The 25,622-nt window shown below is 74.2% G+C and carries 21 protein-coding genes and 5 tRNA genes; 15 read left to right on the forward strand and 11 right to left on the reverse strand.

Annotation, left to right across the window (positions count from 1 at the left end; translation table 11 throughout):
- Nucleotides 1–5: 5 nt before the first annotated feature.
- Nucleotides 6–608, reverse strand: a complete 603-nt coding sequence (locus tag ACFQ8Y_RS06165; RefSeq protein ID WP_430551132.1) for a dihydrofolate reductase family protein — start codon at nt 606–608, stop codon at nt 6–8.
- 95 nt (nt 609–703) lie between these two features.
- Nucleotides 704–1,876, reverse strand: coding sequence for a chorismate-binding protein (locus tag ACFQ8Y_RS06170; RefSeq protein WP_430584936.1), 1,173 nt, complete (start codon nt 1,874–1,876; stop codon nt 704–706).
- 127 nt (nt 1,877–2,003) lie between these two features.
- Between ACFQ8Y_RS06170 and ACFQ8Y_RS06175 the strand changes: the two genes are divergently transcribed.
- The 8 genes from ACFQ8Y_RS06175 (at nt 2,004) to ACFQ8Y_RS06210 (ending at nt 5,572) form a co-directional block, all read left to right on the forward strand.
- Nucleotides 2,004–2,076, forward strand: a tRNA-Gly gene (locus tag ACFQ8Y_RS06175).
- A 54-nt stretch (nt 2,077–2,130) separates the two neighbouring features.
- Nucleotides 2,131–2,201 (forward strand) — tRNA-Cys (locus ACFQ8Y_RS06180).
- A gap of 8 nt (nt 2,202–2,209) precedes the next feature.
- Nucleotides 2,210–2,284 (forward strand) — tRNA-Val (locus ACFQ8Y_RS06185).
- 201 nt (nt 2,285–2,485) lie between these two features.
- A tRNA-Gly gene (locus tag ACFQ8Y_RS06190) sits at nt 2,486–2,558 on the forward strand.
- 43 nt (nt 2,559–2,601) lie between these two features.
- A tRNA-Val gene (locus tag ACFQ8Y_RS06195) sits at nt 2,602–2,676 on the forward strand.
- A gap of 109 nt (nt 2,677–2,785) precedes the next feature.
- On the forward strand, nt 2,786–3,112 hold the full coding sequence (locus tag ACFQ8Y_RS06200) for a DUF2277 domain-containing protein (protein WP_429729700.1): 327 nt from the start codon (nt 2,786–2,788) through the stop codon (nt 3,110–3,112).
- A 10-nt stretch (nt 3,113–3,122) separates the two neighbouring features.
- Nucleotides 3,123–3,449 (forward strand): hypothetical protein, encoded by a 327-nt coding sequence (locus ACFQ8Y_RS06205; protein ID WP_430584937.1) that lies wholly within the window; start codon nt 3,123–3,125, stop codon nt 3,447–3,449.
- A 479-nt stretch (nt 3,450–3,928) separates the two neighbouring features.
- A complete protein-coding gene (locus tag ACFQ8Y_RS06210; protein ID WP_430584938.1) occupies nt 3,929–5,572 on the forward strand; it encodes a hypothetical protein in 1,644 nt (547 codons plus the stop codon).
- A 26-nt stretch (nt 5,573–5,598) separates the two neighbouring features.
- On the opposite strand, the gene zapE is transcribed toward ACFQ8Y_RS06210, so the two are convergent.
- On the reverse strand, nt 5,599–6,624 hold the full coding sequence (zapE, locus tag ACFQ8Y_RS06215) for a cell division protein ZapE (RefSeq protein ID WP_430551269.1): 1,026 nt from the start codon (nt 6,622–6,624) through the stop codon (nt 5,599–5,601).
- A gap of 149 nt (nt 6,625–6,773) precedes the next feature.
- On the opposite strand from zapE, the gene ACFQ8Y_RS06220 reads away from it, so the two are divergent.
- On the forward strand, nt 6,774–7,577 hold the full coding sequence (locus tag ACFQ8Y_RS06220; RefSeq protein WP_430584939.1) for a dihydrofolate reductase family protein: 804 nt from the start codon (nt 6,774–6,776) through the stop codon (nt 7,575–7,577).
- A 100-nt stretch (nt 7,578–7,677) separates the two neighbouring features.
- A complete protein-coding gene (locus ACFQ8Y_RS06225) occupies nt 7,678–8,175 on the forward strand; it encodes a hypothetical protein (RefSeq protein WP_430551127.1) in 498 nt (165 codons plus the stop codon).
- A 90-nt stretch (nt 8,176–8,265) separates the two neighbouring features.
- On the opposite strand, the gene ACFQ8Y_RS06230 is transcribed toward ACFQ8Y_RS06225, so the two are convergent.
- From ACFQ8Y_RS06230 to gndA, 4 genes are read right to left on the reverse strand one after another with little or no spacing between them, the layout of a single operon-like run.
- Nucleotides 8,266–9,021 carry an aspartate/glutamate racemase family protein gene (locus ACFQ8Y_RS06230; RefSeq protein WP_430562314.1) on the reverse strand — a complete coding sequence of 252 codons (756 nt, stop codon included), beginning with the start codon at nt 9,019–9,021 and terminating at the stop codon, nt 8,266–8,268.
- Complete coding sequence (locus ACFQ8Y_RS06235; protein ID WP_430584940.1) at nt 9,018–10,340, reverse strand: carboxylate--amine ligase; 1,323 nt, start codon at nt 10,338–10,340, stop codon at nt 9,018–9,020. The genes ACFQ8Y_RS06230 and ACFQ8Y_RS06235 overlap by 4 nt, the downstream gene beginning before the upstream one ends.
- Entirely contained in the window at nt 10,337–11,683 is a 1,347-nt protein-coding gene (locus tag ACFQ8Y_RS06240) for a hypothetical protein (RefSeq protein ID WP_430551124.1), read from the reverse strand. Before ACFQ8Y_RS06240 ends, ACFQ8Y_RS06235 begins: the two co-directional genes overlap by 4 nt.
- Entirely contained in the window at nt 11,680–13,116 is a 1,437-nt protein-coding gene (gene gndA / locus ACFQ8Y_RS06245) for an NADP-dependent phosphogluconate dehydrogenase (protein ID WP_430584941.1), read from the reverse strand. The genes ACFQ8Y_RS06240 and gndA overlap by 4 nt, the downstream gene beginning before the upstream one ends.
- Before the next feature lie 246 nt (nt 13,117–13,362).
- On the opposite strand from gndA, the gene ACFQ8Y_RS06250 reads away from it, so the two are divergent.
- From ACFQ8Y_RS06250 to ACFQ8Y_RS06265, 4 genes are all read left to right on the forward strand, one after another.
- Nucleotides 13,363–13,962 (forward strand): DUF3000 domain-containing protein, encoded by a 600-nt coding sequence (locus tag ACFQ8Y_RS06250; protein WP_430584942.1) that lies wholly within the window; start codon nt 13,363–13,365, stop codon nt 13,960–13,962.
- The gene (locus ACFQ8Y_RS06255) at nt 13,959–15,188 is read left to right on the forward strand and encodes an HRDC domain-containing protein (RefSeq protein WP_430551121.1); all 1,230 of its coding nucleotides are present in this window, start codon (nt 13,959–13,961) and stop codon (nt 15,186–15,188) included. The genes ACFQ8Y_RS06250 and ACFQ8Y_RS06255 overlap by 4 nt, the downstream gene beginning before the upstream one ends.
- Before the next feature lie 166 nt (nt 15,189–15,354).
- A complete protein-coding gene (locus tag ACFQ8Y_RS06260) occupies nt 15,355–16,614 on the forward strand; it encodes a thiolase family protein (RefSeq protein WP_430551120.1) in 1,260 nt (419 codons plus the stop codon).
- Between the two features lie 4 nt (nt 16,615–16,618).
- Nucleotides 16,619–18,763: a 3-hydroxyacyl-CoA dehydrogenase NAD-binding domain-containing protein gene (locus ACFQ8Y_RS06265; RefSeq protein WP_430584943.1), complete on the forward strand. Its 2,145-nt coding sequence runs from the start codon at nt 16,619–16,621 to the stop codon at nt 18,761–18,763.
- 112 nt (nt 18,764–18,875) lie between these two features.
- On the opposite strand, the gene ACFQ8Y_RS06270 is transcribed toward ACFQ8Y_RS06265, so the two are convergent.
- On the reverse strand, nt 18,876–20,270 hold the full coding sequence (locus ACFQ8Y_RS06270) for a pyridoxal phosphate-dependent decarboxylase family protein (protein ID WP_430584944.1): 1,395 nt from the start codon (nt 20,268–20,270) through the stop codon (nt 18,876–18,878).
- A 181-nt stretch (nt 20,271–20,451) separates the two neighbouring features.
- Here ACFQ8Y_RS06270 and ACFQ8Y_RS06275 point away from each other — a divergent pair, with 181 nt between their 5' ends.
- Nucleotides 20,452–21,555 (forward strand): glutamate--cysteine ligase, encoded by a 1,104-nt coding sequence (locus ACFQ8Y_RS06275; protein WP_430551117.1) that lies wholly within the window; start codon nt 20,452–20,454, stop codon nt 21,553–21,555.
- A gap of 15 nt (nt 21,556–21,570) precedes the next feature.
- Here ACFQ8Y_RS06275 and ACFQ8Y_RS06280 read toward each other — a convergent pair whose 3' ends face one another.
- The 3 genes from ACFQ8Y_RS06280 to pflB form a co-directional block, all read right to left on the reverse strand.
- Entirely contained in the window at nt 21,571–22,326 is a 756-nt protein-coding gene (locus ACFQ8Y_RS06280) for a PIG-L deacetylase family protein (protein ID WP_430584945.1), read from the reverse strand.
- Nucleotides 22,327–22,429: 103 nt separating this feature from the next.
- On the reverse strand, nt 22,430–23,290 hold the full coding sequence (pflA, locus tag ACFQ8Y_RS06285; RefSeq protein ID WP_430584946.1) for a pyruvate formate-lyase-activating protein: 861 nt from the start codon (nt 23,288–23,290) through the stop codon (nt 22,430–22,432).
- A gap of 2 nt (nt 23,291–23,292) precedes the next feature.
- Entirely contained in the window at nt 23,293–25,548 is a 2,256-nt protein-coding gene (pflB, locus tag ACFQ8Y_RS06290; protein ID WP_430584947.1) for a formate C-acetyltransferase, read from the reverse strand.
- Nucleotides 25,549–25,622 lie beyond the last annotated feature (74 nt).

Here is a 25,622-nt window from a genome sequence, read left to right on the forward strand (position 1 = left end):
GCGTCTCAGCGCCGCAGCACCAGGTGCGTCACCTCCGGCGTGACGCGCGCGGACACGATGCGCAGGTCGTGCGTCCCCACGCCCTCGAACAGGCGCACCCCCTCGACGTCGAGCACCACGGGCCCGACGTGCAGCCGCAGCTCGTCGATGAGGTCCGCGGCGAGGAACTGGTTGACGGTCGTCGCCCCGCCGGCCACGGACACGTTCCGCTCGCCGGCCGCATCACGTGCCCGGGCGAGGGCCTCCTGCGGCCCACCGGTCACGAAGTGGAACGTGGTGCCGCCCTCCATCTCGATCGGGTCGCGCTCGTGGTGCGTGAGCACGAAGACGGGCGCGTGGTACGGCGGGTCCTCGCCCCACCAGCCGCGCCAGCCGAGGTCCCACTCCCCGCGCCCGGGGGTGAACATGTTCCGCCCCATGACGAACGCGCCCGCCGCGGTGATCGCGTCGAGCTCCGCGCGGTGGTCGTCCGGGTTGTCGAACATCCACGCGTGCATGATCCGTTCGCCGTCGCCGACACCGTCGCCGAAGGGCTGGTCGAGGGACTGGTTCACGCCCGCCGAGATGCCGTCCAGGGAGATACCGAGGTCGCAGGTCACCTGTGTCATGCACGGGAGACGGCGCCGGACGCGGAGACTCATCGGTGCGAAGAGTCATCGGTGCGGAGACTCGACGGGGTCCGGAGACCCGTCGGCGCGGCGGCTCACCCCTCCGACGACGCGAGCCCGACCAGCCGGTCCGCCTTGAGCTCGGTCTCGTCCCACTCGCGCGCGGGGTCGCTCCCCCACGTGATCCCGGCGCCGGTGCCGAACCGCAGGACGCCGCCGCCGGGGGCGTCCTCCCACCAGAAGGTACGGATCCCGACGGCGAGCTCGGCCCGCCCGGCGTCGCCGTCGACCCAACCCACCGCGCCGCAGTAGGGACCGCGGGCCGTCGGCTCGAGCTCGGCGATCAGCCGCAGCGCGGACGACTTGGGCGCCCCCGACACCGATCCCGGCGGGAACGTGGCCTCGAGCGCCCGCGCCCAGCGTCCCGGAGCGTCGGCGAGCAGCTCGCCGCGCACGCGCGACACCAGGTGGACCAGGCCGGGGTGCTCCTCGACGGCCAGCAGGTCGGAGACCTCGACCGTGCCCGGGCGGCAGACGCGCTGCAGGTCGTTGCGCACCAGGTCGGTGATCATCACGTTCTCGGCGCGGTCCTTGGCCGTGAGCCCGGACGGCGTACGCGCGGTGCCCTTGATGGGGCCCGAGGCGAGCGACGCGGCCCCGCCGGCAGCGCCGGCCGGGACGTCGAGGGACAGGTACAGCTCGGGCGAGGCGCTCACGACCCACACCGGGTCGAGGCCGCTCGCCGCGGGCACGTGCACCGCGGCCGCGTACGGGGCGGGGTTGCCGGCGGCCAGCCGCGCGGCAAGAGCCGCGGCATCGGGCTCGACGATGTCCCGTCGGGCATCGCCCGACGAGATGCCCGACGAGGTGCCCGACGGGGCGTCCGACGCGGCCAGCGGGGCCGAGAGCACCCGGCACACGTTGACCTGGTAGACGTCGCCGCGCCGTACCCGTTCGCGGACCGTCGCCACGGCTCGGACGTACGCGTCCCGGTCGAGGGAGCTGGTCCATGCCGACGGAGAGGGGCCGCACCAGCGCCCTCCGTCACCCCCCGCCGCCGGAGCAGGGCCCACGTCGGCGAACCGCCAGGCACGGGCCCGACCGCCCGGCCGCGTGACGCCGTCGCGCCCCAGGTCGGCCTCGAAGTCGGCGACGACGAACCACAGCCCCGAGTCGAGCCGTTCCGGCTGCTCGGAGAGATCGACGCACTCGACGGCGCGCGACGCGCGGCGCCCGGCGAACGTGGCCCAGGAGGTCGGATCGTGCACACGAGCACGCTAGTGGGTCCTGCGCGGACACCCCGGCGGAGGCGATTGGACGGACCGCCAGGGGTCCACTAATGTTTGGGGCGCGCCAGAACGGCGGGCACCGCAGGGTGTCCTGGTTCCTGGTCGCGCGGATGTGGCTCAGTTGGTAGAGCATCACCTTGCCAAGGTGAGGGTCGCGGGTTCGAGTCCCGTCATCCGCTCGGAGGCCCACTCTCTGATCGACTCACGATGAGCGTCGGGAGAGCACGTCTCAAGGTGGGTTGGCCGAGAGGCGAGGCAGCGGCCTGCAAAGCCGTATACACGGGTTCGAATCCCGTACCCACCTCGCAGCACGGGCGATTGGCGCAGCGGTAGCGCGCTTCCCTGACACGGAAGAGGTCACTGGTTCGATCCCAGTATCGCCCACCAGCATCACGAAGCCCCGACCGGGTCACCGGTCGGGGTTTCGTCGTTCTCGGGCCACGACCGGGCTTCCTGACGCGCCGTCGACGGCCGGAGGACGGCAGCGTCGCAGGTCACACGGTCGCGATTGGACCAGCGAGCCGAAGGTCGAGTAATGTTCCTCAGGCGCCGGGAGGCCAGGACAGCAGTCCTGAACGACCCGGTCGCGCGGATGTGGCTCAGTTGGTAGAGCATCACCTTGCCAAGGTGAGGGTCGCGGGTTCGAGTCCCGTCATCCGCTCCGAGCTCTGCATTTCCCTCTCGGGGGAGCGCAGCAGCCGCAAGGGCGATTGGCGCAGCGGTAGCGCGCTTCCCTGACACGGAAGAGGTCACTGGTTCGATCCCAGTATCGCCCACCAGAACGAGGCCGTCCCGGTTCGCCCGGGGCGGCCTTTCGCGTTCCTCCCCCACGGGTCCGCTCGCCGCCGGGTGTCGCCCTCGTCACCCCCGCGGCGTAGCGTCGAGACCATGTGCCGCAACATCACGACCCTGCGGGGGCTCGAGCCGCCCGCCACCGACGAGGAGATCAGGGCCGCCGCGGAGCAGTTCGTCCGCAAGGTGACGGGCGTCCAGCGCTCGGCGAGCGCGGCCACCCGTGAGCCGTGCGAGCAGGCCACCGCGGAGATCGCGGAGATCGTCACCCGCCTGCTCGGCGAGCTCCCCGAGCGTCGGCAGCCGCCGAAGACCGTGCCGCCGCTGCGCCGCGAGGAGGTGCAGGCGCGCATCGCCGCGCGGCAGGCCGCGCGCGAGGAGCACGAGCGGATGCACGAGCTCGGGATCGCCCACACGCACTAGGCTCGCCCGCGTGGATCAGCCCTTCCCCGCACCCGTCGACGAGGCCCTCGTCGACGAACCGCCGACCGCGCCCGACCCGGTCTCCGCGACGATGCACCGCGCCAAGGCGCACGCCCGGGCGTCGCACGTCACGGTGGGACAGGTCCGGCACGGCCACGGCGGCGCCGTGGAGATCGACTGCTCGTGCGGGATGGTCCTCACCAACGGGCCGGACTGGTCCCTCGACGAGCACATCCGGCTGCACCGCGCCGAGGCGCGCTACGTCGCCCTGAGCCGCGTCGCCCCCGCCGGGATGCCGCGACTGGTCCCCGTGGGCACGGACCGGCTCCCCCGCTGACGCCACGCGCCGTCGGGGTCGACGTCGACGCTCAGGATCACGTCACGGGGTCAGAGCTCGTCCGGGTCGTCCCAGGAGACTCCGCTCGAGGCGCCTTCGATGGGGCCGAGCTCCGCCGCGGAGAGCGACGCCGGCGCCTTTGCCGCGTCACCCCCGGACCTGGCGTCCCGGTCTCGATCGTCCAGCGGGCGCCGCCGGGGTGCCAGCCTGGCCTGCGAGGCGATCGACTCGTCCAACCTGTCCACCGGCACCGTGGGTCGGGTGCCTGTGCCATCCGTGCTCATGGCCAAGGTCTAGCAGCCGGCGGGTTGCCGCGCCCGCGCTTGGCACACTATTTAGTCGCCCAGGCCCCGGGGCAGCACGTCCTGGACGAGTTCCGGACGACGGCCGGACGGTCGCTGCGCGCCACCGTCGCCCGCAGCATCCGGCACCTGGACGCGAGGCCGCGAAGGTTGCCCCTGGTGGCTAGAGTGGCCGCCGTGACCGCTGCCGATGCAGGCCTCGCCGACAGGGCGGCACCCGGAACCCCGCCACCGCTCCCCGGGATGCGCGAGCGGTGGCCGGGGCCCCGCCCCCTGCTGTGGGCGCCGCGGGCCCACACCGTCGAGGTCGTGCTGCCGGCGTCCGGCTCCCGTCTCCCCCTCCGCCTCGTCGGCGCCCACGAGCCCGGGTACTGGCGCGCTGACGCCGAGCTCCCGCCGGGCACCGACTACCTCTTCTCGGTCGACGGCGGACCGCCCGTGCCGGACCCCTGCAGCACCTGGCTGCCGTGCGGCGTCCACGGCGCGTCGCGCGTGCTGGACCAGGAGTTCGCCTGGACGGACGGCGCCTGGCGGGGCGCAGACCTCGACGCCGGCGCGCTGCTGCGCGTCGACCTCCCCACGTTCACCGCGGCCGGCACGCTCGACGCCGCCGCCGACCTCCTGGAGGACGTCGCCGCGACGGGCGTCGTGGGGGTCGAGCTCTCCCCCGTCGCCGCGTACGACCCCGAGCGCGGCCCAGCCGCCGGCGTCCGGCTGTTCGCCGTGCACGAGCCGCTCGGCGGCCCCGGCGCGCTCCACCGGTTCGTCGACCGCGCGCACCGCTGCGGGCTCGCCGTCGTCCTGGACGCCCCCCACCGGTGGGCCGTCGCCGACGACCTGGGCCTGCACGCCTTCGGCCCCTACGCCACCGGCTCACGGATCGGGCCGCGCACGGGAGCCCGGCCCGGCCCGCCCGGCTCCGACAGCCCGCGGATCAACCTCGACGGCAGCGGGAGCCGCGGTCCGCGTGACTTCCTCGTGGCCGACGCCGAGCGCTGGCTGCGCGACTTCCACGTGGACGGCCTGCTGCTCGACGTCGAGGCGCTCGTGGACCGCTCGGCGGTGCCGTTCCTCGGGGAGCTCGCGGAGGACGTGCACCACCTCGGCGAGCAGCTCGGCCGCCGGCTCCACCTCCTCGTCGACGGGCCGGGGCGCAGCGACCGGCTCACCACCGTCGTGCACCACATCCTCGCGGCGCCGGGCGACGCCGATCCCGTCCAGGACCTGCGCCGGCTCGCGCACGAGGTGTTCCCCCCGACGACGGCCCCGTGGCGTCCGCCGAGCCTGCGCCGGGCGCACCGCGCCACGCAGCGGGCCTCCGCGGTGCTCGTGCGCGACCTCACGCGGCTGCCCGCCGCCAACCGCTCCGTCCCGTGGACGCCCGACGCGGGCGACGCCTACCGGGAGGCCCCGGGCGTGACCGACGACGACCGGGCCTGTCTGCTGACGTTCGCGATCCTCGCGGGGACGCCACCGGTGCTCGACACGGAGCACGTGCCGGTGCCCGCGCGGGACGACCGGGCACGGCGCCTCGTGGACTGGACCCGGAGGCTGGTGGCGTTGCGCCCCGCCGCGTCGGCGGACCGCGACCTGCCCGTGGAGGTGCGGACCGCGGGGACGTCGCTCGTCGGTCGCCGGGGCCGCACCGCCGTCGCCCTCGTCACCGGCACGGAACCGGCGGACGTGGACGTCTCGTCGCTCCCGGCCGACATGAAGGTCGTGGCCGCCTGGGACCCGGAGGGGACCACCCTGGCGGACGGCGTACTGCGGATCCCGCCCCGTGCCCCCGCCGTGCTGCACTCCGGCCCCGTCGAGCCGTAGCCTCCACGGCTCGCCGCGGGCGGGCCTCACGCCGTCAGGCGTCGGCCTTCCTCCGCGAGGGCCCCGAGACGCGACAGCGCCCGGAAGTACTTCTTGCGGTAACCCCCGCGCAGCATCTCCTCGGAGAACAGGTGCTGTGCACCGTCACCGGAGAGGAGCACGGGCACGTCGCGGTCGTACAGGCGGTCGACGAGGACCACGAGCCGCAGGGCCACCTCCTGCCGCTGCACGGGCCGCACGCCGGTGAGCGCCACCAGCTCCACGCCGTCGAGCAGGGCGCCGTACCGGCTCGGGTGGACGGTCGCGAGGTGCGCGAGCAGCCCGTCGAACTCGTCGAGGACCGCACCCGGACGCCCGGCGGCCGCGCGCTCCACGACGTCGGCCGGGATCGGGGCCGCCTCGGTCACGACGGCGCGGTGGCGGTAGTCCTCGCCGTCGACGCGCAGCACCTCGAAGCGCGACGAGAGCGCCTGGATCTCGCGCAGGAAGTCCTCGGCCGCGAAGCGGCCCTCGCCCAGCGCCTCGGGCAGCGTGTTCGACGTCGCGGCGAGGGCGACGTCGCGGTCCGCGAGCTCGCGCAGCAGGCGCGACATCAGCACCGTGTCGCCGGGGTCGTCGAGCTCGAACTCGTCGATGCAGACCAGACGGCGCGTGGCGAGCGCCTCGACCGTCGGCAGGAAGCCCAGCGCCCCCACGAGGTTCGTGTACTCGACGAACGTGCCGTATGCGACCGCCCCCTCGCCCACGGCCGCCGTGACCTCGTGGGCCAGCGAGGTGAGCAGGTGCGTCTTGCCGACGCCGAAGCCGCCGTCCATGTACACGGCGGGCACCGCCCGACGTCGCCCGAACAGCGCCTTCAGCCCCGACGACCGCGGCGCGGCGATCTCGCGCGCGACCTCCTGCAGCCGGGCCGGCACCGTCGTCTGGCTCGGGTGGGCGGGGTCGGCCCGGTAGGTGGAGAAACGTGCCTGGGCGAAGTGGCGCGGCGGCACGAGGTCGGCGAGCAGCCGGTCCGGGGAGACCGTCGGACGCACCGCCGACAGGGACGGCACCGCGCCGTCGTGCGCGGGGGGCGTCGCGCCCGCGTCGGCGCCCGGGCCCGTACCCGTGCCCTGGTCCTGGTCCTGGTCCTGGTCCTGGTCCTCGTCCTGCGTGAGCGTCACGACCGTCAAGGCTACGCCGCGTCAGTACGCTGGCCGCTGTGAGATCTGCCACGACGCCGCTCGACCTGCTCGTCCCGGCACCGGAGCACCTGCCCCCCGACCCGACCGAGCACCGCCTCCGTGCGCTGTACGACGAGGGCACCGGGTCCGGCAGGTGGCTGCGGGCCAACTTCGTCAGCACGGTCGACGGCGGCGCGTGGGGCCCGGACCACCTGTCCGGCTCGATCAACGACGACGCGGACTGGCGCGCGTTCCGTGTCCTGCGTGCCGCGGCCGACGTCGTGCTCGTCGGTGCGGGCACGGCCCGCCACGAGGGCTACACGGCGCTCGACCGGCCGCAGGGCCTTCCCACGACGGGCGACCGACCCCTCGAGCTCGCGCTCGTCACGCGCTCCGGCCGGGTGCCGCAGCAGCTCGCCGACGGCGACCGGCCGCCGCTCGTCCTCACCGGCGCGGCGGGCGCGCGGACGGCGAGCCGGATGGTCCCCGCCGACCGGGTGCTCGCGGTGGCGTCGGCGGACGACCCCGACGAGGTGGACCTGCGTGCCGGTCTCGCGGCCCTGGCCGACCGAGGGCTGCACCGCGTCCTGTGCGAGGGCGGCCCGACGCTGCTCGCCGCCATGCTCGCGGACGACCTGGTCGACGAGCTGTGCGTCACGACCAGCCCGTGCCTCGTCGGGCCGGGCCCCTCCCGCATCGTGGCCGCCTCCCCCGCCGGGTCCCCCGGCGAGGGGCCGCGCCCGGCCGGGATCCCGGCGCGGCCGGCCACGCCCGCCCGCCTCACGCACCTGCTGCACGCGCCGGGCTCCGGCACGCTGCTGGCGCGCTGGCTCCTGCGCTGAGCCCGGTCCCAGGAGCCCCGTGGCGAGGCGCGCGTCACGTCCCGCCCCGCGCCGGCCCGCTGGCCTCGCATCCACGGCCCCGGGTGGCTACGGTGCTGGCATGCCGACGACCGTCGTCCTCACCGAGGACGCCCTCACCGACGCCGACGTGGCGCACATCCTGTCCCTGCACGACGAGCAGGCCGAGCGCTACCGCGTGCTCGTCCCCTCGGACACCGACCGCAACGTGGTCGCCGCGATCATCGACCACCTGTGGGTGGGCGAGCTGCGCGAGGCCGGCCAGGACCTCGTGGGCAAGGAGCCCACGCCCGAGCAGGCGAAGGTGACCGCCGCCGAGCGCCTCGAGCGGTCGCTCGCGGCGCTGCGGGCGGCCGGAGCCACCGCCGAGGGCACGGTGACCGAGGAGGACCCGCTGCCCGCGCTGAGCGCCGCCGTCGAGGCCCAGGGCGGCCCGGACGGCGTGGACGACGTGGTCGTCGTGACATACCCCCACGTCGTCGCGGACACCTTCCGCTCCGACTGGGCGTCGCGCGCCCGCGAGCTCCTGCAGGTCCCCGTGCTGCACCTGTACGCCGGCACCAGCGAGATCGGCGACTGAGCCCGGTCCCCGAGACCCCCTGGCACGCGCGAGGGCCCCGTCCGGCGGACGGGGCCCTCGTGCGTGGCGCTGGGGTCGTGCGGTGCGGGATCAGCGCACGCGGTGGCCCGCCCCGGTGATCGTCGCGCGCACCAGCTCGTCCATGGAGTCGAGGAAGGGCTCCTCGTCCAGCAGGTCGTGGTCGACCGCGGCGACGGACAGCTCGGTGCAGCCGAGCACGACGACGGACGCGCCGCGCTCCACGAGCCGGGCCGCCACCCCGCGCAGGGCGTCGGGGTCGGCCGGCCGGCCGGCCTTGACCTGGTCGTAGATCACCGTGCTGACGACGTCCTGGTCGGCGGCGTCGGGGACGACGACGTCGACCCCGTGGGCGGCGAACGCGTCGTCGTACACCTTCGACGCGACCGTCCCCGCCGTGGCCAGCAGGCCGACGCGCCCCAGGCCGGGCACCCGCGCACGCGCCGCCGCGACCGTCACGTCGATGATCGAGACGAACGGCACGGTGACCGCGTCCAGCACCTGCTGGGTGAAGTAGTGCGCGGTGTTGCAGGGCATGACGAGGAACTGCACGCCGAAGTCCTGCAGGCGCCGGGCGTCCCGCGCGAGCACGGGTCCCGGGTCGGCGGGCGACCGGCCGAGCACGAAGTCCGTGCGGTCCGGGATCGTCGCGTGGTTGAGCACGACGAGGTCCACGTGGTCCTGGTCGCGCTCGGCGTCGGTGCGCTGCACCACCCGCTGCAGGAAGTACGCGGTGGCCAGCGGGCCCACGCCCCCGATGACGCCGACGGGCCGGTCCTCGACCGTCCCGTCGGCGTCACCGGCGCCGTGCTCGACCTCGGTGGTCACGCGCCCTCCCGCGCGCCCTGCGGCGCGGCCGGCCCGGTCCAGGCGAGGGCCCGCGACTGCGCCACCGGGTAGTGCCGGGCGTACTTGCGGTACTGGTTGAGCTGCGCCACCAGCAGGTAGGCGACCCGGCGCGGGTCCCACTCCTTGCGGTACCAGAGCGGGTTGGACGCCCGCCGGGTCAGCTGCAGGCGCCGTGTGCGGGTCCGGGTCCCCGGGTCGGCGACGTACCGGCGCAGCAGGGTGCCGGGCAGCACCGTGTACAGGTGCTCGGTGGTGACCTCGCCGTCGCCGGAGAGCGGGACGTCGGCACCGAGCACCGCGCGCGGGTCGGGGTCGAGGCCGCGCAGGTGCTCGTGCACGTAGAACTTCACCGGGTTCGCGCCCGTCGACGTGACGTAGTAGTTCGAGCGGCCCAGGCGCGGGTTGAGCTCGAAGAACACGTACCGCCCGTCGCGCGGGTCGTACTTGAGGTCGAAGTTCGCGACGCCGGTCCAGCCGACGTGCTCGAGCAGCCGGCGCGCCTGCTCCACGACCTCGGGCTGGGTGCCCGTGACGATCGCGGCCGGGTTGCCGAGCGCGCCCGGCGCGTGCTCCTCCAGCAGCACGTGCCCGAAGGAGGAGAACCGCACCTTGCCCTGGGCGTCGCTGTAGCAGGTGAGGATCCGCATGCCGGAGTCGTCCCCCGGGATGTAGTCCTGCACGACGAACGAGCCGACGTACCCGGCGTCCTTCACGCGGCCGAGCAGGTCGAGCAGCTCGGCGCGCGTGTCCACGAGGAAGACCTTCTTCTTCCCGGCGAACTCGACGTCGTGGTAGGCCGCCGTGCTGGCCGCCTTCGCGATCACCGGGAACGTCAGCCCGCCGGTGTCCGGCTCGGTGCCCGACGCGACGTCGTGCACGACCGTCGTCGGGTGCGCGAGGCCGAGCTCGGCGCACAGGGCACCGAACTCCTCCTTGTCGGTGAGCCGCAGCAGCAGCTCCTCGCCCACGTAGGGCACCAGGTAGCGGTCCTCCAGGCGGTCGCGGTGCTGCACCAGCATCCGCACGAGCCAGTCGGCCGAGCCCACGACGACCAGGTCGGCGTCGGTGTGCTCGTCGGCGATACGACGCAGGCGCGCCACGATCGCCTCGGGGTCGTCGATCTGCGGCTCGGCCACGTGCGTGAGGATGCGCGAGTGCCGCACCAGGCCCGTGGAAGCGCCGGACACGACCACGGACCGCACGCCGTACGCCTCGTGGAACGCGCGGGCCAGGCTGTACGCGCCGATGTCGCCGCCCAGGACGACGGGCTGCAGCCGCCGCTGCGGGGTCTGCGTCACGATGCCTCCTTCGTCGCGGCGCCGCCGGTCGACGTGCCGGCCGGTGCCCCGGCCGCCGTGTTCGCCGCGTAGTTCCGGCGCAGCGCCTCCAGCGGGTAGAACTGCCGGTACTTGCGCACGTGGTTGAGCATCGCCGTGAGCACGTACAGCCGGCGGCGCGGCGACGCGTCGGCCTTGTAGCGCAGCGGGTGCACGGTGCGGCCCGAGCGCTGCAGCCGCACGACGCGGGCGTGCAGCTCCGGGTCCAGCACGTACGAGCGCAGCAGGCGCTTCGGCACGACGGAGTACAGCACCTCGCGGTCGGCCGTCACCGGCTCGCGGCGCACGCCGTGCACGACGTCGTCCACCAGGGCCTCGGTCGGGTTCTGCCCGCCCGCGGTGAGGTAGTAGTTGTTCCGCCCGATGCGCGGGTTCTGCTCGAAGAACTTGAACACGCCGTCGCGCGGGTCGAGCTTGACGTCGAAGTTCGCGAACCCGCGCCAGCCCGTGTGCTCGAGGATCCGCTGGGCGGCGTCGAGGATCTCGGCGATCGGCTCGACGATCATCGCCGACGGGTTGCCCCGGGCGGCCGGCGTGCGCTCCTCCAGGAGCACCTGCGCCGAGGAGCGCAGCGTGACCCGCCCGCTCGTGTCGGCGTACGCCGTGACCGACCGCATGCGGGTGTCGTCGCCGGGGATGTTCTCCTGCACGAGGAAGCGGCCGCGGAAGCCCGCCTCGCGCAGCGAGATCATCAGCCGGTCCAGCTCGGCCGGCGTCGCGATCTCGTAGATCTTCTTCTTCCCCGCGAACTGCACGTCGTGGTAGTCGGCGCTGCTCGCGGGCTTGGCGATGACCGGGAAGTCGAAGCCGACCGGCAGCGGCTCCCAGCCGGGCTCGGCCGCGCGGGCGAAGTCCTGGATGACGGTGGCCGGCGTCGGGATCCCGAGCTCGGCGCACACCTCCTGGAACTCCGCCTTGTCGGAGATCCGGTCGATGAGCGCGGCGTCCGCGAACGGCACCACGTACCCCGCGGCCTCGAGCTCCCCGCGGTGGTGCACGAGCACGCGCACCACCCAGTCCATGTTGGTGAGGAGCACGAGCGCGCGACCGGGGGCCGCCAGGCGGCCCGCCACGTCCTGGAGCGCCGCGACGATCTGCTCGGGCGCGGTGCCGGACAGCTCGGTGTCGATGATCTGCGAGTGCGCGATCGGGCCCGGTTCCGCGAAGGCGACGACGGTGGTGCGCACGCCGTAGCGCTCGTGGAACGAGCGGGCGAGCGCGTACACCCCGATGTCCGACCCGACGATGACGGGCTGGAACCCGGGGCCGGTCTCGGTGCTGGTGGTGCTCACGGGTGCGCTCATGCCTCCTGCTCGGAGCGGTCGGCCGACCACTCGGTGTGGAAGGTGCCCTCGCGATCGGTGCGGCGGTAGGTGTGCGCCCCGAAGAAGTCGCGCTGCGCCTGGATGAGCGCGGCGGGCAGGCGCTCGGCCCGCACGCCGTCGTAGTAGGCCAGCGACGAGGAGAACGCCGGCGTGGGCACCCCGTTGAGGGCGGCCTGCGACACGACTCGGCGCCAGGCGGCGAGGCCGTTGCCGACGGCGTTCGTGAAGTACTCGTCCGCGAGCAGCAGCGGCAGCGCCGCGTCGCGCTCGTACGCCTCGGTGATGCGGTTGAGGAAGCGCGCGCGGATGATGCAGCCGCCGCGCCAGATGCGGGCCATCGCGCCGCGGTCGATGTCCCAGCCGTACTCGGCGGAGGCGGCGGCGATCTGGTCGAAGCCCTGGCTGTACGCGACGACCTTCGACGCGTACAGCGCGAGGCGCACGTCCTCGATGAAGGCGTCGCGGTCGGCGATCTCCCAGGTGCCCGCGTCGGCGGGCAGCGCGGCACGGCCGGCCTCCCGCTGCGGCACGGAGCCGGACAGGGCGCGGGCGAACGTCGCCTCGGCGATGCCCGTGATCGGGACGCCCAGGTCGAGGCCGTTCTGCACCGTCCAGCGGCCGGTGCCCTTCTGCTCGGCCTGGTCGAGCACGACGTCGACGAACGCGCTGCCGGTCGCGGCGTCCACGTGCTGCAGCACGTCCGCCGTGATCTCGATGAGGAAGGACTCGAGGTCGCCGGTGTTCCACTCGGCGAAGATCTGGCCGATCTCGGCCGCCGACGCGCCCAGGCCCTGCTTGAGCAGGTCGTAGGCCTCGGCGATGAGCTGCATGTCGGCGTACTCGATGCCGTTGTGCACCATCTTGACGAAGTGGCCGGCGCCGTCCGGGCCGACGTAGGTGCAGCAGGGCGTGCCGTCGACCTTCGCGGAGATGTCCTCGAGGATCGGGCCGAGGCTCGCGTAGGACTCGCGGGTGCCGCCCGGCATGATCGACGGGCCGTTGAGCGCACCCTCCTCGCCGCCGGAGACGCCGGTCCCCACGAAGTGCAGGCCCTTCGCGCTGAGGTCCTTCTCGCGGCGGATGGTGTCGGGGAAGTGCGCGTTGCCGGCGTCGACGACGATGTCGCCCTCCTCCAGCAGCGGCACGAGCTCGTCGATGACGGCGTCCGTCGCGGCGCCCGCCTTGACCATGATGACGACCTTGCGGGGCCGCTCGAGGGAGGCGACGAAGTCGGCCATCGACTCGGACGGGACGAAGTCGCCCTCCTGCCCGGCCTCGGCGATCAGCGACTGGGTCTTGGCGTACGACCGGTTGTGCACCGCCACCGTGTAGCCGTGCCGCGCGAAGTTGCGGGCGAGGTTGCGGCCCATCACCGCAAGGCCGGTCACGCCGATCTGGGCACGAGCTGTCATCGTTTCCCTGCTTCCGTCGGTTCTCGGTTCGGGTCGGGCGGCCGTGGCGGCGACTGGCGCACGCGCTCCCCCGCCCGGGAGCCGGGACCAGCGTAGTCGGCGCGGCGGCCGAGGTGTACGGACCATCACGATCCGGACACGACCCGCCCCCCGGTGCGTCGTTTCACCCGACCGGCCGCCCCGCGCCGTACGGTGGCTGGCGTGACCGGCGATCGCACGGGTGACTCGAAGCGGGATCCTCGGCAGGTGCCCGCCCCCTTCGCGGCCGCGCTGGCGTCCCTGCGCGAGCGGCGGCTGCGCGGCGAGGTGCACCTGGCGGAGATCCCCGGCCCCACGCGCGTGGCCCCGTACTCGGTGGCCCTCGAGGGCGAGGTCGCCGAGCCCGGGGGCGAGGAGGTCGCCACCGGTCGGTTCGTCGTCCTGCACGACCCCGAGGGGCAGGAGACCTGGCAGGGCACGTTCCGGGTCGTCACGCTGGTGCGCGCCACCCTCGAGCCCGAGCTCGCCGCCGACCCCCTGCTGGCCGACGTCGCGTGGACCTGGGTGACGGAGTCGCTCGACGCCGCCGGCGTGGACGCCCTGGCGATCGGCGGCACCGTGACGCGTGTCCTCTCCCAGAGCTTCGGCGCGCTGGGTGCCACGCCCGACGCCGTGGACCTCGAGATCCGCGCGTCCTGGACCCCCCCGGACACGGACCTCGGCGTGCACCTCGCCGTGTGGGGCGACCTCATGGCGACGGCCGGCGGCCTGCCCCCGCTGCCCGACGGCGTCGCCTCGCTCTCCGCACGCTCGGGCGGCCGCGGACACCCGCGGCCCGGGTCACGACCGCATACCGTGGGGCCATGAGCTCAGCAGTCCCCCCGACCGCCACCGACGTCGTCCCGCTCACCGAGCCCGCGGACGGCGTCGGTCGCGTGGTCGACACCCCGGTCGCCCTCGACCGCGTGGTCGAGCGGTTCGCGGCCGGCACCGGCCCCGTCGCCGCCGACGCGGAGCGCGCCTCCGGCTACCGCTACGGTCAGGCCACCTACCTGGTGCAGCTGCGGCGCGAGGGCGCCGGCACGGCGCTGCTCGACCCGGTCGCGCTGCCCGACCTGTCGGCGATCGGCGACGCCGTGGGCGACGCCGAGTGGGTGCTGCACGCGGCGTCCCAGGACCTGCCGGGGCTCGCCGAGCACGGGCTGCGCCCGGCACGGGTCTTCGACACGGAGCTCGCCGCGCGCCTGCTGGGGCTGGAGCGTGTCGGCCTCGCCGCCGTGGTCGCAGAGCTGCTCGGCCTGGGCCTGGCCAAGGAGCACTCCGCCGTCGACTGGTCCACCCGGCCGCTGCCCGAGGACTGGCTGCGCTACGCCGCCCTCGACGTCGAGGTGCTGGTGGACCTGCGCGACCGCCTGGCCGAGCGGCTCGACGCGGACGGCAAGGCGGAGTGGGCGGCCCAGGAGTTCGAGGCGGAGCGCACCGCGCCCCCGCCGGCACCCCGCGTCGACCCGTGGCGGCGCACGTCGGGCACGCACACGCTCCGCGACCGTCGTCAGCTGGCCGTGGTCCGCAGCCTCTGGCAGGCGCGCGACGCGAGCGCCCGTGCCCGCGACGTCTCCCCCGGCCGGGTGCTGCCCGACCGCGCCATCGTCGCGGCCGCCCGTGCGCTGCCGCGCACCGTGCCGCAGCTCACCGCCCTGCCGGAGTTCGCGGGGAAGGCCACGAGGCGCCGCGCGCCGGCGTGGCAGCGCGCGATCGACGAGGCCCTCGCCCTGCCCGACGACCGGCTGCCGAGCCAGCGCGGCCCGCGCACCGACGGCCCGCCCCAGCCCCGCACCTGGGCCGACCGAGACCCCGTCGCAGCCCGTCGGCTCACGACGGCCCGCGAGCTCCTCGCCACGATGTCCGGCGACCTGCACGTGCCCGTGGAGAACCTGCTGCAGCCGGACGCCCTGCGCCGGCTGTGCTGGACGCCGCCGGACCCGGCACGCTCGGCCGAGATCGCGGAGTTCCTGCGGGGCCGCGGCGCCCGCCCGTGGCAGATCGAGCTGGTCGCCACGCCCCTCGAGGACTCCTTCTCCGCGCTCGCCTGACCCGCTCCGTGCCCGGGCTGATACCGGGTCTCACGATGGTCTACTCTTGTTCCCGGTACTCGCGGTAGCGTGTACCTCGGCGCGGCCCCACCGGGTCGTCGCCCGAGAGAGCGGCGTCGCTCGTCGGACGCCGAAGTCCCGACCCTCGTCAGCGGATGGAGCTTCCATGACCACACGGAACCCGGCCCGCCGCGCGCTGCGCGACGTCGTCTTCGTCGAGGGCGTGCGCACGCCGTTCGGCAAGGCCCGGCCCGACGGCCTCTTCGCCGAGACCCGCGCGGACGACCTCGTCGTCAAGGCGGTCCGCGAGCTGCTGCGCCGCCACCCCGAGCTGCCGGGCGAGCGCGTGGACGAGGTGGCCATCGCCGCCACCACCCAGCAGGGCGACCAGGGCCTGACCCTCGGCCGCACCGTGGGGATGCTCGCCGGCCTCCCCCAGACCGTCCCCGGCTTCGCGATCGACCGCATGTGCGCGGGCGCGATGACCGCCGTCACGACCACCGCCGCCGGCATCGCGACCGGCAGCGCCGACGTCGTGATCGCGGGCGGCGTGGAGCACATGGGCCGCCACCCGATGGGCTTCGACGCCGACCCGAACCCGCGCTTCCTGTCCGAGAAGCTGGTGGACCCCGAGTCGCTCAACATGGGCGTCACGGCCGAGAACCTGCACGACAAGTTCCCGCACCTCACCAAGGAGCGCGCGGACGCCTACGCCGTGAACAGCCAGGCCAAGTACGCCAAGGCCCTGGCCAACGGCGACGTCGGCCCGGAGCTCGTGCCCGTGGCGGTCCGCTCCGCCGAGCAGGGCTGGGGCCTGGCCACCGCCGACGAGCTGCCCCGCCCGAGCACCACCGTCGAGGGCATCGCGAACCTCAAGACGCCGTTCCGCCCGGGCGGCCGCGTCACCGCGGGCAACGCGTCCCCCCTGACCGACGGCGCCACCGCCGCCCTGCTCGCCTCCGGCGACACCGCCGCCGAGCTGGGCCTACCGGTCGCGATGCGCCTGGTCTCGTCCGCGTTCGCCGGCGTCGACCCGTCGATCATGGGCTACGGCCCGGTCCCCGCCACGGACAGGGCGCTCGCCCAGGCCGGCCTCACCATCGACGACATCGGCCTGTTCGAGATCAACGAGGCCTTCGCCGTGCAGGTGCTGAGCTTCCTCGACCACTACGGGATCGCCGACGACGACGAGCGCGTCAACCCGTACGGCGGCGCCATCGCCATGGGCCACCCCCTGGCCAGCTCCGGCGTGCGCCTCATGACGCAGCTCGCGCACCAGTTCGCGAAGCACCCCGAGGTCCGGTACGGCGTCACCACCATGTGCGTGGGCCTCGGCCAGGGCGGCACGGTGATCTGGGAGAACCCGCACCACGCCGACTACTCGGGCCACACCACCGCGACCACCGCGACGGACGAGGAGAACTGACCTGATGACCGAGAACACCCCCGACGTCCGCGCCGAGCGCGTCACGCACTCCCTCGTCCGCGACGTCGCGCTCCCCGGCGGCGCGGGCACGCTCGCGCTCGTCACCCTCGACAACGGCCTCGACCACACCAAGCCCAGCACGCTGGGCCCCGAGGGCATGGCCGAGCTCACCGCGGCGCTCACCGCGCTCCAGGGGCGCGCGGGCCGCGGCGAGATCGCCGCCGTCGCCGTCACCGGCAAGCCGTACTTCCTCGCGGCGGGCGCGGACCTGCTCCAGGTCTCCACCGTCACCTCGCACGAGCAGGCGCTCGAGCTCGGCCGCGGCGGGCACGCCGCCTACGAGCTGCTGCACACCATGGGCGTGCCGACGTTCGCGTTCGTCAACGGGCTGGCGCTCGGCGGCGGCCTCGAGGTCGCGCTCAACTGCGACTACCGCACCGTGTCGTCCGACGCCCCCGCGCTGGGCCTGCCCGAGACCGGCCTCGGCCTCATCCCGGGCTGGGGCGGCGCCTACCTCGTGCCGCGCCTCGTGGGCATCGAGAAGGCCGTCGACGTCATCCTCACCCGGCCCGCCACGCAGAAGCCGTTCAAGGCGGCCGAGGCGGCCACGATCGGCCTGGTGGACCAGCTCTTCGAAGCGGCCGACTTCCTCGAGCAGTCGATCCTGTGGGCGTCGCGCGTGCTGCGCGGCGAGGTCGAGGTGCCCCGCCGCGAGCTCGACCCGCAGCCGGTGTGGGACGCCGTCGTCGCGGCCACGCGCCAGCGGCTCGACGCCGTCGTCGCGGGCTCGCGACCGGCGCCCTACCGTGCCCTCGACCTCCTGGCCGCGGCCCGTACCGCGACCCGCGAGGAGGCCTTCGCCGCGGAGGACGAGGCGCTGGCCGACCTCATCATGTCCGACGAGATGCGCGCCAGCGTCTACGCCTTCCAGCTCGTCTCGGGCGGCAAGAAGCCCGTCGGCGCCCCCGACAAGGGCCTGGCCCGCCCGGTCACCCGGGTCGGCATCGTCGGCGCCGGCCTCATGGCGGCGCAGATCGCCCTCCTCGTCGCACAGCGCCTCGGCGTGCCCGTCGTCATGCGCGACCTCGACCAGGAGCGGGTCGACAAGGGCCTCGGCTTCGTCCGGTCCACCGTCGAGAAGCTGGTCGGACGCGGGCGGATGACGCCCGAGGCCGCCGCGCGCATCGCCGCGAGCGTCACCGGCACCACCGAGATCGGCGAGTTCGCCACGTGCGACGTGGTGATCGAGGCGGTCACCGAGGTCATGGGCCTGAAGAAGAAGGTCTTCGCCGAGCTCGAGGGCATCGTCTCCGAGGACACGGTCCTCGCGACGAACACCTCCGCGCTGTCCGTCACCGAGATGGCGGCCGACCTGGCGCACCCGGAGCGCGTGGTGGGCATCCACTTCTTCAACCCGGTGGCCCAGATGCCGCTGGTCGAGGTGGTGAAGGCCGAGAAGACCTCCGACGAGGCCCTCGCGACGGCGTTCGCGATCACGAAGAAGCTGCGCAAGACGGCCGTGCTCGTCGCCGACCGGCCGGGCTTCGTCGTCAACCGCCTGCTCGTGCTCGTCATGGGCAAGGTCGTCGAGGCGATCGAGAACGGCACGTCCGTCGAGGTCGCCGACACGGCGCTCGCGCCGCTGGGCTTCCCGATGCCGACGTTCGAGCTCTTCGACCTCGTCGGCCCCGCCGTCGGACTGCACGTGCTCACCTCGCTGCGCGAGGACCTGGGCGACCGCTTCCCGACGTCCCCCGGCCTGGAGAAGCTCGTCGCCGACGGCACGCGCGTCGTGCTGGACCGCCCGGCACCCGGGCTGCCCAAGCCGGTCGACCCGACGATCCAGGCCGTGTTCGGCGAGGCGCTGCCCGCCGGCACCACGGGCCGGCACGGCACCCCGGTGCTCGACGCCGCGGGCGTGCTCGACTCGGTCCTCACGGCCCTGACGGTCGAGATCGGCCACATGCTCGACGAGGGCGTGGTCGCCGGGCCGCAGCAGATCGACCTGTGCATGATCCTCGGCGCCGGGTGGGGCTTCCACACGGGCGGCATCACGCCGTACCTCGACCGCGCCGGGTACTCGGCGAAGGTCCTGGGCCGTCGGATCCTGCCCGACGGCGTCGCGAACGTCCCCGAGGCCGTCGCCTGACACGCCCTCCTCGGAGACCCGAGCCGCACGGCTCATGACGCACCGGTGGCCCGGTCCCTCGCGGGGACCGGGCCACCGGTGCGTGCCTCGGCCCGCAGACCTGCGCCGCGGACTAAGACGAGGCCGGGCCCCGGACCGCGCGCCGGACCGCCTCGATCGTCCTCGCGACGTCGTCCTCGTCCGTGGACCAGTTGCTCACCGAGACCCGCAGGACGTCCTGGCCGCGCCACCGGGAGCCGGAGATCCAGGTCTCGCCGTCGGCGAGGAGCCGCTCGCCGGCCGCACGCGTCAGGGCGTCGTCAGCCAGCGCGAGGCACACCTGGGTGTAGACGACGTCGTTGACCACCCGCACGCCGTCGATGCGCGCCACGCCCTCGGCGATCGCCCGGGCGCGATCCGCCAGCCCTCCGACGAGCCCGGACAGTCCCGCACGCCCGAGGGAACGCAGCGCGGCCCAGGTGGGCACGCCGCGGGCGCGCCGCGAGAGCTCGGGCGCCTTGTCGTAGGGGTTGCCGGGGCCGGGCGCGTCCACGAGGTACGCCGTGTGCACGCCGAACGCCGCGCGCACGGCGGCAGGCTCGGCCACGACGGCGACGCCGCAGTCGTAGGGCACGTTCAGGGTCTTGTGCGCGTCGGTCGCCCAGGAGTCGGCGCCCTCGATCCCCTGCACGAGGTGGGCGAGACTGGGTGTCGCGGCCGCCCAGAGGCCGAACGCGCCGTCGACGTGCACCCACGCGCCGTGGGCGTGGGCGAGCGGGATCGCCTCCGCGAAGGGGTCGAAGGACCCGGAGTGCACGTTGCCGGCCTGCAGAGCCACGATCGTCGGCGCACCCGGCGGGCCCTCGGCGAGCGCGGCGGCCAGGGCGTCCGTGCGCAGTCGGCCCTGGTCGTCGGCCGCCACCTCCGTCGGGGCGCCGAGCCCGAGGTAGCGCAGCGCGAGATCGACGGAGTCGTGGCGCTCGGCACCGACCAGCACGCGCACCGGAGGGCCGCCCGTCAGGCCCCGCTCGTGGACGTCCCACCCCGCACGGCCGAGAACGGCCCCGCGCGCCGCGGCCAGCCCGGTGAGGTTCGCCGTCGTCGCGCCGGTCACGAAGCCCACGTCGGAGCCCGCGGGCAGGCCGAGCGCGTCGAGCACCCACCGTCCCGCCTCCTCCTCGACCGCGACGACGCCCGGCGTGGAGAACCGCATCCCGGCGTTCTGGTCCCAGGCGCTCACGAGCCAGTCGGCGCCCAGCGCCGCGGGCAGGGTGCCGCCCATGACCCAGCCGAAGAACCGGCCCGACCCGATCGCCATCAGGCCGGGCTCGACCCGGGCGGCGAGCTCGTCGACCACGTCGGCCGGCGCGAGCCCTCGACCGGGCAACGGCCCGGCGAGCGTGCGGCCGACGGCGTCCGCGTCGGCGCGTGGCGGGACCGGCCGCTCCCCCACCTCGTCGAGCCACGCCCGCGCGTGGTGCACGGCGCGGTCGAGCGCGCCCTCGAAATCCTTGCCTCTGACCGTCATCCGGGTGCTCCTTCGCGACCGGCCTCGGTGCCGCCGCCAGGATATCGAGGGGAACATCAAGGGGCGGAACGGCCTCGGTAGGAGGGAGGGCAGCGCCCGACGCTCGGGACGTCCTCGCTGCGAAGACCCGCGGGCCGGCGGAAGCGCGCGACGATCACGCACGCGTGTGAGACTTCCCCGCATGAAGCGGACCATGGGTATCGAGGAGGAGTTCCTGCTGGTCGGGGACGACGGACGGCCGGTCGCACGGGCCAGCGAGGCGCTCGACGCCTCGGGCGTCGACCTGACGAGGTCTCCCGAGACCGGCGGAGGCGCGCTCGAGACCGAGTTCATGGAGGAACAGCTCGAGACGGCGACCCACCCGCGTCACGAGCTCACCGACCTCGCCGCCGAGGTCCGCGCGGGCCGGCAGCGCGCCCAGGCGGCGGCCGACCGGGTCGGGGTGCGGGTCGCGGCGCTGGCCACGTCCCCGTGGCCGTTCGAGGGCACGACGGTGGCGCGGCTGCGCTACCTGGAGGCGCGGGCGGCATTCGGCCTCACGGCCCGCGAGCAGCTCACCAGCGGCTGCCACGTGCACGTCGCCGTGGCCGACGACGCCGAGGGCGTGGCCGTCCTCGACCGCATCGGGCCGTGGCTGTCCGTGCTGCTCGCGCTGAGCGCGAACTCGCCCTTCTGGCAGGGCGAGGACTCCGGCTTCGCCAGCTACCGCTCCCAGGTGTGGGCGCGCTGGCCCACGTCCGGGCCGGCCCGCTCCTTCGGGTCCCCGGAGGCCTACCGGCAGGCGGTCGACGACCTCGTCGCCACCGGGACGATCCTCGACCAGAACATGGTGTACTTCGACGCCCGGCTCTCCTCCCGCTACCCCACCGTCGAGATCCGTGTCGCCGACGTCTGCCTCGACGCCGACACGGCCACCCTGCTGGGTGCCCTCGCCCGCGGACTCGTCGAGACCGCGGCACGCGAGGCCTCGGAAGGGCTCGCCGCGCCGGTGCTGCGGCCCGAGCTGCTGCGCACCGCCTCGTGGCGCGCAGGTCGCTCGGGGCTGTCGACGGAGCTGCTGTCGCCGCACACGTGGCAGCCCGCACCCGCGCACGACGTCGTCGGGCAGCTCGTGGCGCACGTGCGCGAGGCGCTCACCGACGACGGCGACCTGGACGCGGTCACCGAGCTCCTCGGACGGCTGTGGGCCGGGGGCGGCGGTGCAGCACGGCAACGCGCCTGGCACGCGGAGTCGGGCGACCTGCGCGCCGTCGTGGATCGCGCCGTCGAGGTCACCCACGCCTGAGCGCGCGGTCTCGCGTCAGTCGTCCCAGCCCATGCGGAGCACCTCGAACGGGGTCGCGTGCTGCACGCCGAGGCGCGGCCCCGTGGCCGACGTCATCCGGGCGAGGAACTCGGCCGGGTCGAAGTGCTCCCACCCGAGGCCGTCGAGGTAGGCGGCGTGGGCCCGCAGCGACGCGACACCCGCGTCGAACGTCGCGGTGACGTCCACCGCGTGCTCCGCGGCGGGCGACCCGGCCACCCACACCTGCCGCACGCCGCCCCACGGCTCGAGGCCCTCGGCCTCGAGCTGGTCGGTGAAGACCCAGCGGTTGCCGGCGTCGCGCACCGCGTCGACGACGGCGCGCCCGGTCGCGATGTGGTCGGCCTGGTTGAGCATCCCGCCGGGGAAGGTCTCGCGGTAGTTGCCCGTGATGACGACCTCGGGACGGTGCCGGCGCACCGCACCCGCGATCGCCCGGCGCAGCGGCAGGCCGTACTCGATCACCCCGTCGGCGAACCCGAGGAACTCGACGTCCTCGACGCCCACGGCCCGCGCGGACGCGACCTGCTCGCCCTCCCGCACGCGGCGCGCCTCGTCCGGGCGCATGCCGTCGATCCCGGCCTCGCCGCTGGTCACCATGGTGTAGGCGACGCGCTTGCCCTGACCGGTCCAGCGGGCGACCGCCGCCGCGGCGCCGAACTCCATGTCGTCGGGGTGCGCCACCACCGCGAGCGCCGTCGTCCAGCTCTCGTCGAGGGGCCGCAGCGGGGCGTCGTCCGGCATCGTCGTCATACCGCCACGCTAGCGACGACGGCGCGCGGTCGCGCGCGTCGCCCGTCGCGAGCCGACGTCCGCCGACCTACCCGCCGACTCCGCCGCCGACTCAGCGGCCGACTCAGTAGGTGGTGAGCCCGTGGGCGCGGAAGACCTCGCGCACGGCCTCGGTCGCCTCGGGCGTCGGCGGCTGCGTGTCGTCGAGCTCGTAGGTGCGCCCGAGCTCCGCCCACTTGTCGCGGGCCATCTGGTGGAACGGCAGCACCTCGACGCGCTCGACCGTGCCGGGGCGCGCGGCCTCGATGTCCGCCGCGTGCCGGGCGACGGCGGCGACGTTCTCCGGGTCGTCGGTGAGGCCGGGCACGAGGACGAACCGCACCCAGACCTTGACGCCGCGCTCGGCGAGGCGGCGCCCGAAGCGGAGCGTGGGCGCCAGCGAGCGCCCCGTCACGCGCCGGTAGGTCTCCTCGTCGCCCGCCTTGATGTCGAGGAGCACCAGGTCGGTGTCGTCGAGCATCGCGTCGGTCGCGTTCGCGCCGAGGAATCCGGAGGTGTCGAGGGTCGTGTGCACCCCGAGCTCCTTCGCACCGCGCAGGACGCGCGCGGCGAACGCCGGCTGCATGAGCACCTCGCCGCCCGAGAGCGTGAGGCCGCCGCCGGTCGCGGTGAAGATGCCGCGGTACCGGGCCACGCGCGCCAGCAGGTCCTCGGCGAGAACGGGCTCGCCGTCCTTCATCGCCAGGGTGTCGGGGTTGTGGCAGTACAGGCACCGCAGCGGGCAGCCGCTCAGGAACACGGTGAGCCGCGTGCCGGGGCCGTCCACGGCGGTCACGAGCTCCCAGGAGTGCACCGAGCCGAGCTCGCCCGAGCGCATCAGCGCCAGGCGGTCGGACCGGTCCACCTCGGTCGTCTCGATCCCCCGCAGGCCGGCGCCGGCCCGGCGCCGGGAGGGGGCGTCCAGCAACGCCGGGCCGGCAGTCATGGTCAGAGCCCCCCGTGGAAGGTCCGCGACAGCACGTCGAGCTGCTGCTCGCGGGTCAGCCGCACGAAGTTCACCGCGTAGCCGGAGACGCGGATCGTGAGCTGCGGGTACTTCTCCGGGTGCTCCATCGCGTCCTCGAGCGTCTCGCGCACGAGGACGTTGACGTTCATGTGGTAGCCGTCGGCGCCCACCGAGGCGTCGAGCAGGCCGGCGAGGTTCGCCACCTGCTCCTCGCGGGTGCGGCCGAGGCCGGACGGCACGACGGTGTTGGTCAGCGAGATCCCGTCCTGCGCCTGGTCGTAGGGCAGCTTCGCGACCGACAGCGCGGACGCGAGCATGCCGTGGGTGTCGCGGCCATTCATCGGGTTGGCGCCCGGCGAGAAGGGTTCGCCCGCGCGGCGGCCGTCCGGGGTGTTCCCCGTCGCCTTGCCGTAGACCACGTTGGACGTGATCGTCAGCACCGACTGGGTGGGCACGGCGTCGCGGTACATCCGGTGGCTGCGGATCTTGGCCATGAACGACTCGACCAGCTCGACGGCGATGGCGTCGACGCGGTCGTCGTCGTTGCCGTAGGCCGGGTAGTCGCCGTCGATGTCGTAGTCCACGATGATGCCGTTCTCGTCGGCCACCGGGACCACGCGGGCGTAACGGATCGCCGACAGGGAGTCCGCAGCGACCGACAGGCCCGCGATGCCGCAGGCCATGGTGCGCAGCACGTCCCGGTCGTGCAGGGCCATCTCGAGCCGCTCGTACGCGTACTTGTCGTGCGACCAGTGGATGCAGTTCAGGGCCTCGACGTACGTCTCGGCGAGCCAGTCCATGGTGCGGTCGAAACGGGCGCGCACGTCGTCGTAGTCGAGCGGCAGGCCCGGCGCCACGGCGGGGAACGCCGGGGAGACCTGCTTGCCGGTGACCTCGTCCTTGCCGCCGTTGATCGCGTACAGCAGCGCCTTGGCCAGGTTCACCCGCGCGCCGAAGAACTGCATCTGCTTGCCCACGGCCATCGGCGAGACGCAGCACGCGATGGCGGCGTCGTCGCCCCAGGCGGGGCGGATCTGCTCGTCGGACTCGTACTGCACCGCGGAGGTGTCGATCGACACCTTGGCGCAGAACTCCTTGAACCCCTCGGGCAGCCGCGGGCTCCAGAAGACCGTCATGTTCGGCTCGGGCGCCGGGCCCAGGTTGTACAGGGTCTGCAGGAAGCGGAACGAGTTCTTGGTGACGAGCGGGCGACCGTCCTCGCCCATGCCGCCGATGGTCTCGGTGACCCAGGTCGGGTCGCCGGAGAACAGCGCGTCGTACTCGGGGGTGCGCAGGAAGCGCACGATCCGCAGCTTGATGACGAAGTCGTCGACGATCTCCTGCGCCTCGGGCTCGGTGAGCCGCCCGGCGGCCAGGTCGCGCTCGATGTAGACGTCGAGGAACGTCGACGTGCGCCCGAGGGACATCGCGGCGCCGTTCTGCTCCTTCACCGCGGCGAGGTAGCCGAAGTAGAGCCACTGCACGGCCTCGCGCGCCGTCGTCGCCGGACCGGAGATGTCGTACCCGTAGGACGCGGCCATCTCCTTGAGCTCGCCGAGCGCGCGGATCTGCTCCGCGTGCTCCTCGCGCTCGCGCACCACGGACTCGCTGAACGGCTGGACGTCGAGGCCGAGCTTGTCGACCTTCTTCGCGGCGATCAGCTGGTCGACGCCGTAGAGGGCCACCCGGCGGTAGTCGCCGATGATCCGGCCGCGGCCGTAGGCGTCCGGCAGGCCGGTGATGATGTGCGAGCTGCGGGCGGCGCGGACGTTCGGCGGGTAGATGTCGAAGACGCCCTGGTTGTGCGTCTTGCGGTACTCCGTGAAGACCTTCCGCAGGTTCTCGTCGACGGGGTAGCCGTACGTCTTCAGCGCGCTCTCGACCATGCGCCAGCCGCCGTTCGGCATGATCGCGCGCTTGAGCGGGGCGTCGGTCTGCAGGCCGACGATCAGCTCGGCGTCGCGGTCGATGTAGCCCGGGCCGTGCGCGGTGATGGCCGCCGGGGTGTGCGGGTCGACGTCGTAGACACCCTTCTCGCGCTCGGCGGGGAACATCGCCGACAGCTTGTCCCACACCGCGGTGGTGCGCGCCGTCGGTCCCGCGAGGAACCTGTCGTCACCGGTGTACGGGGTGTAGTTGCGCTGGATGAAGTCGCGCACGTCGATGCCGTCGCACCAGGGTCCCGGGGTGAAACCCGTCCAGGCGGTGGTCGTCGTGGGTGCCGCGTCGGTGGTCATAGGAGCCCCCTCCTTTTGAGGTATGACCACAGCCTATTCGTGAATGCCTTCACAAGCGATGCCGAACGGCTGTG

The organism is Isoptericola sp. NPDC056605, from assembly GCF_042792795.1.
Classification (GTDB): domain Bacteria; phylum Actinomycetota; class Actinomycetes; order Actinomycetales; family Cellulomonadaceae; genus Isoptericola.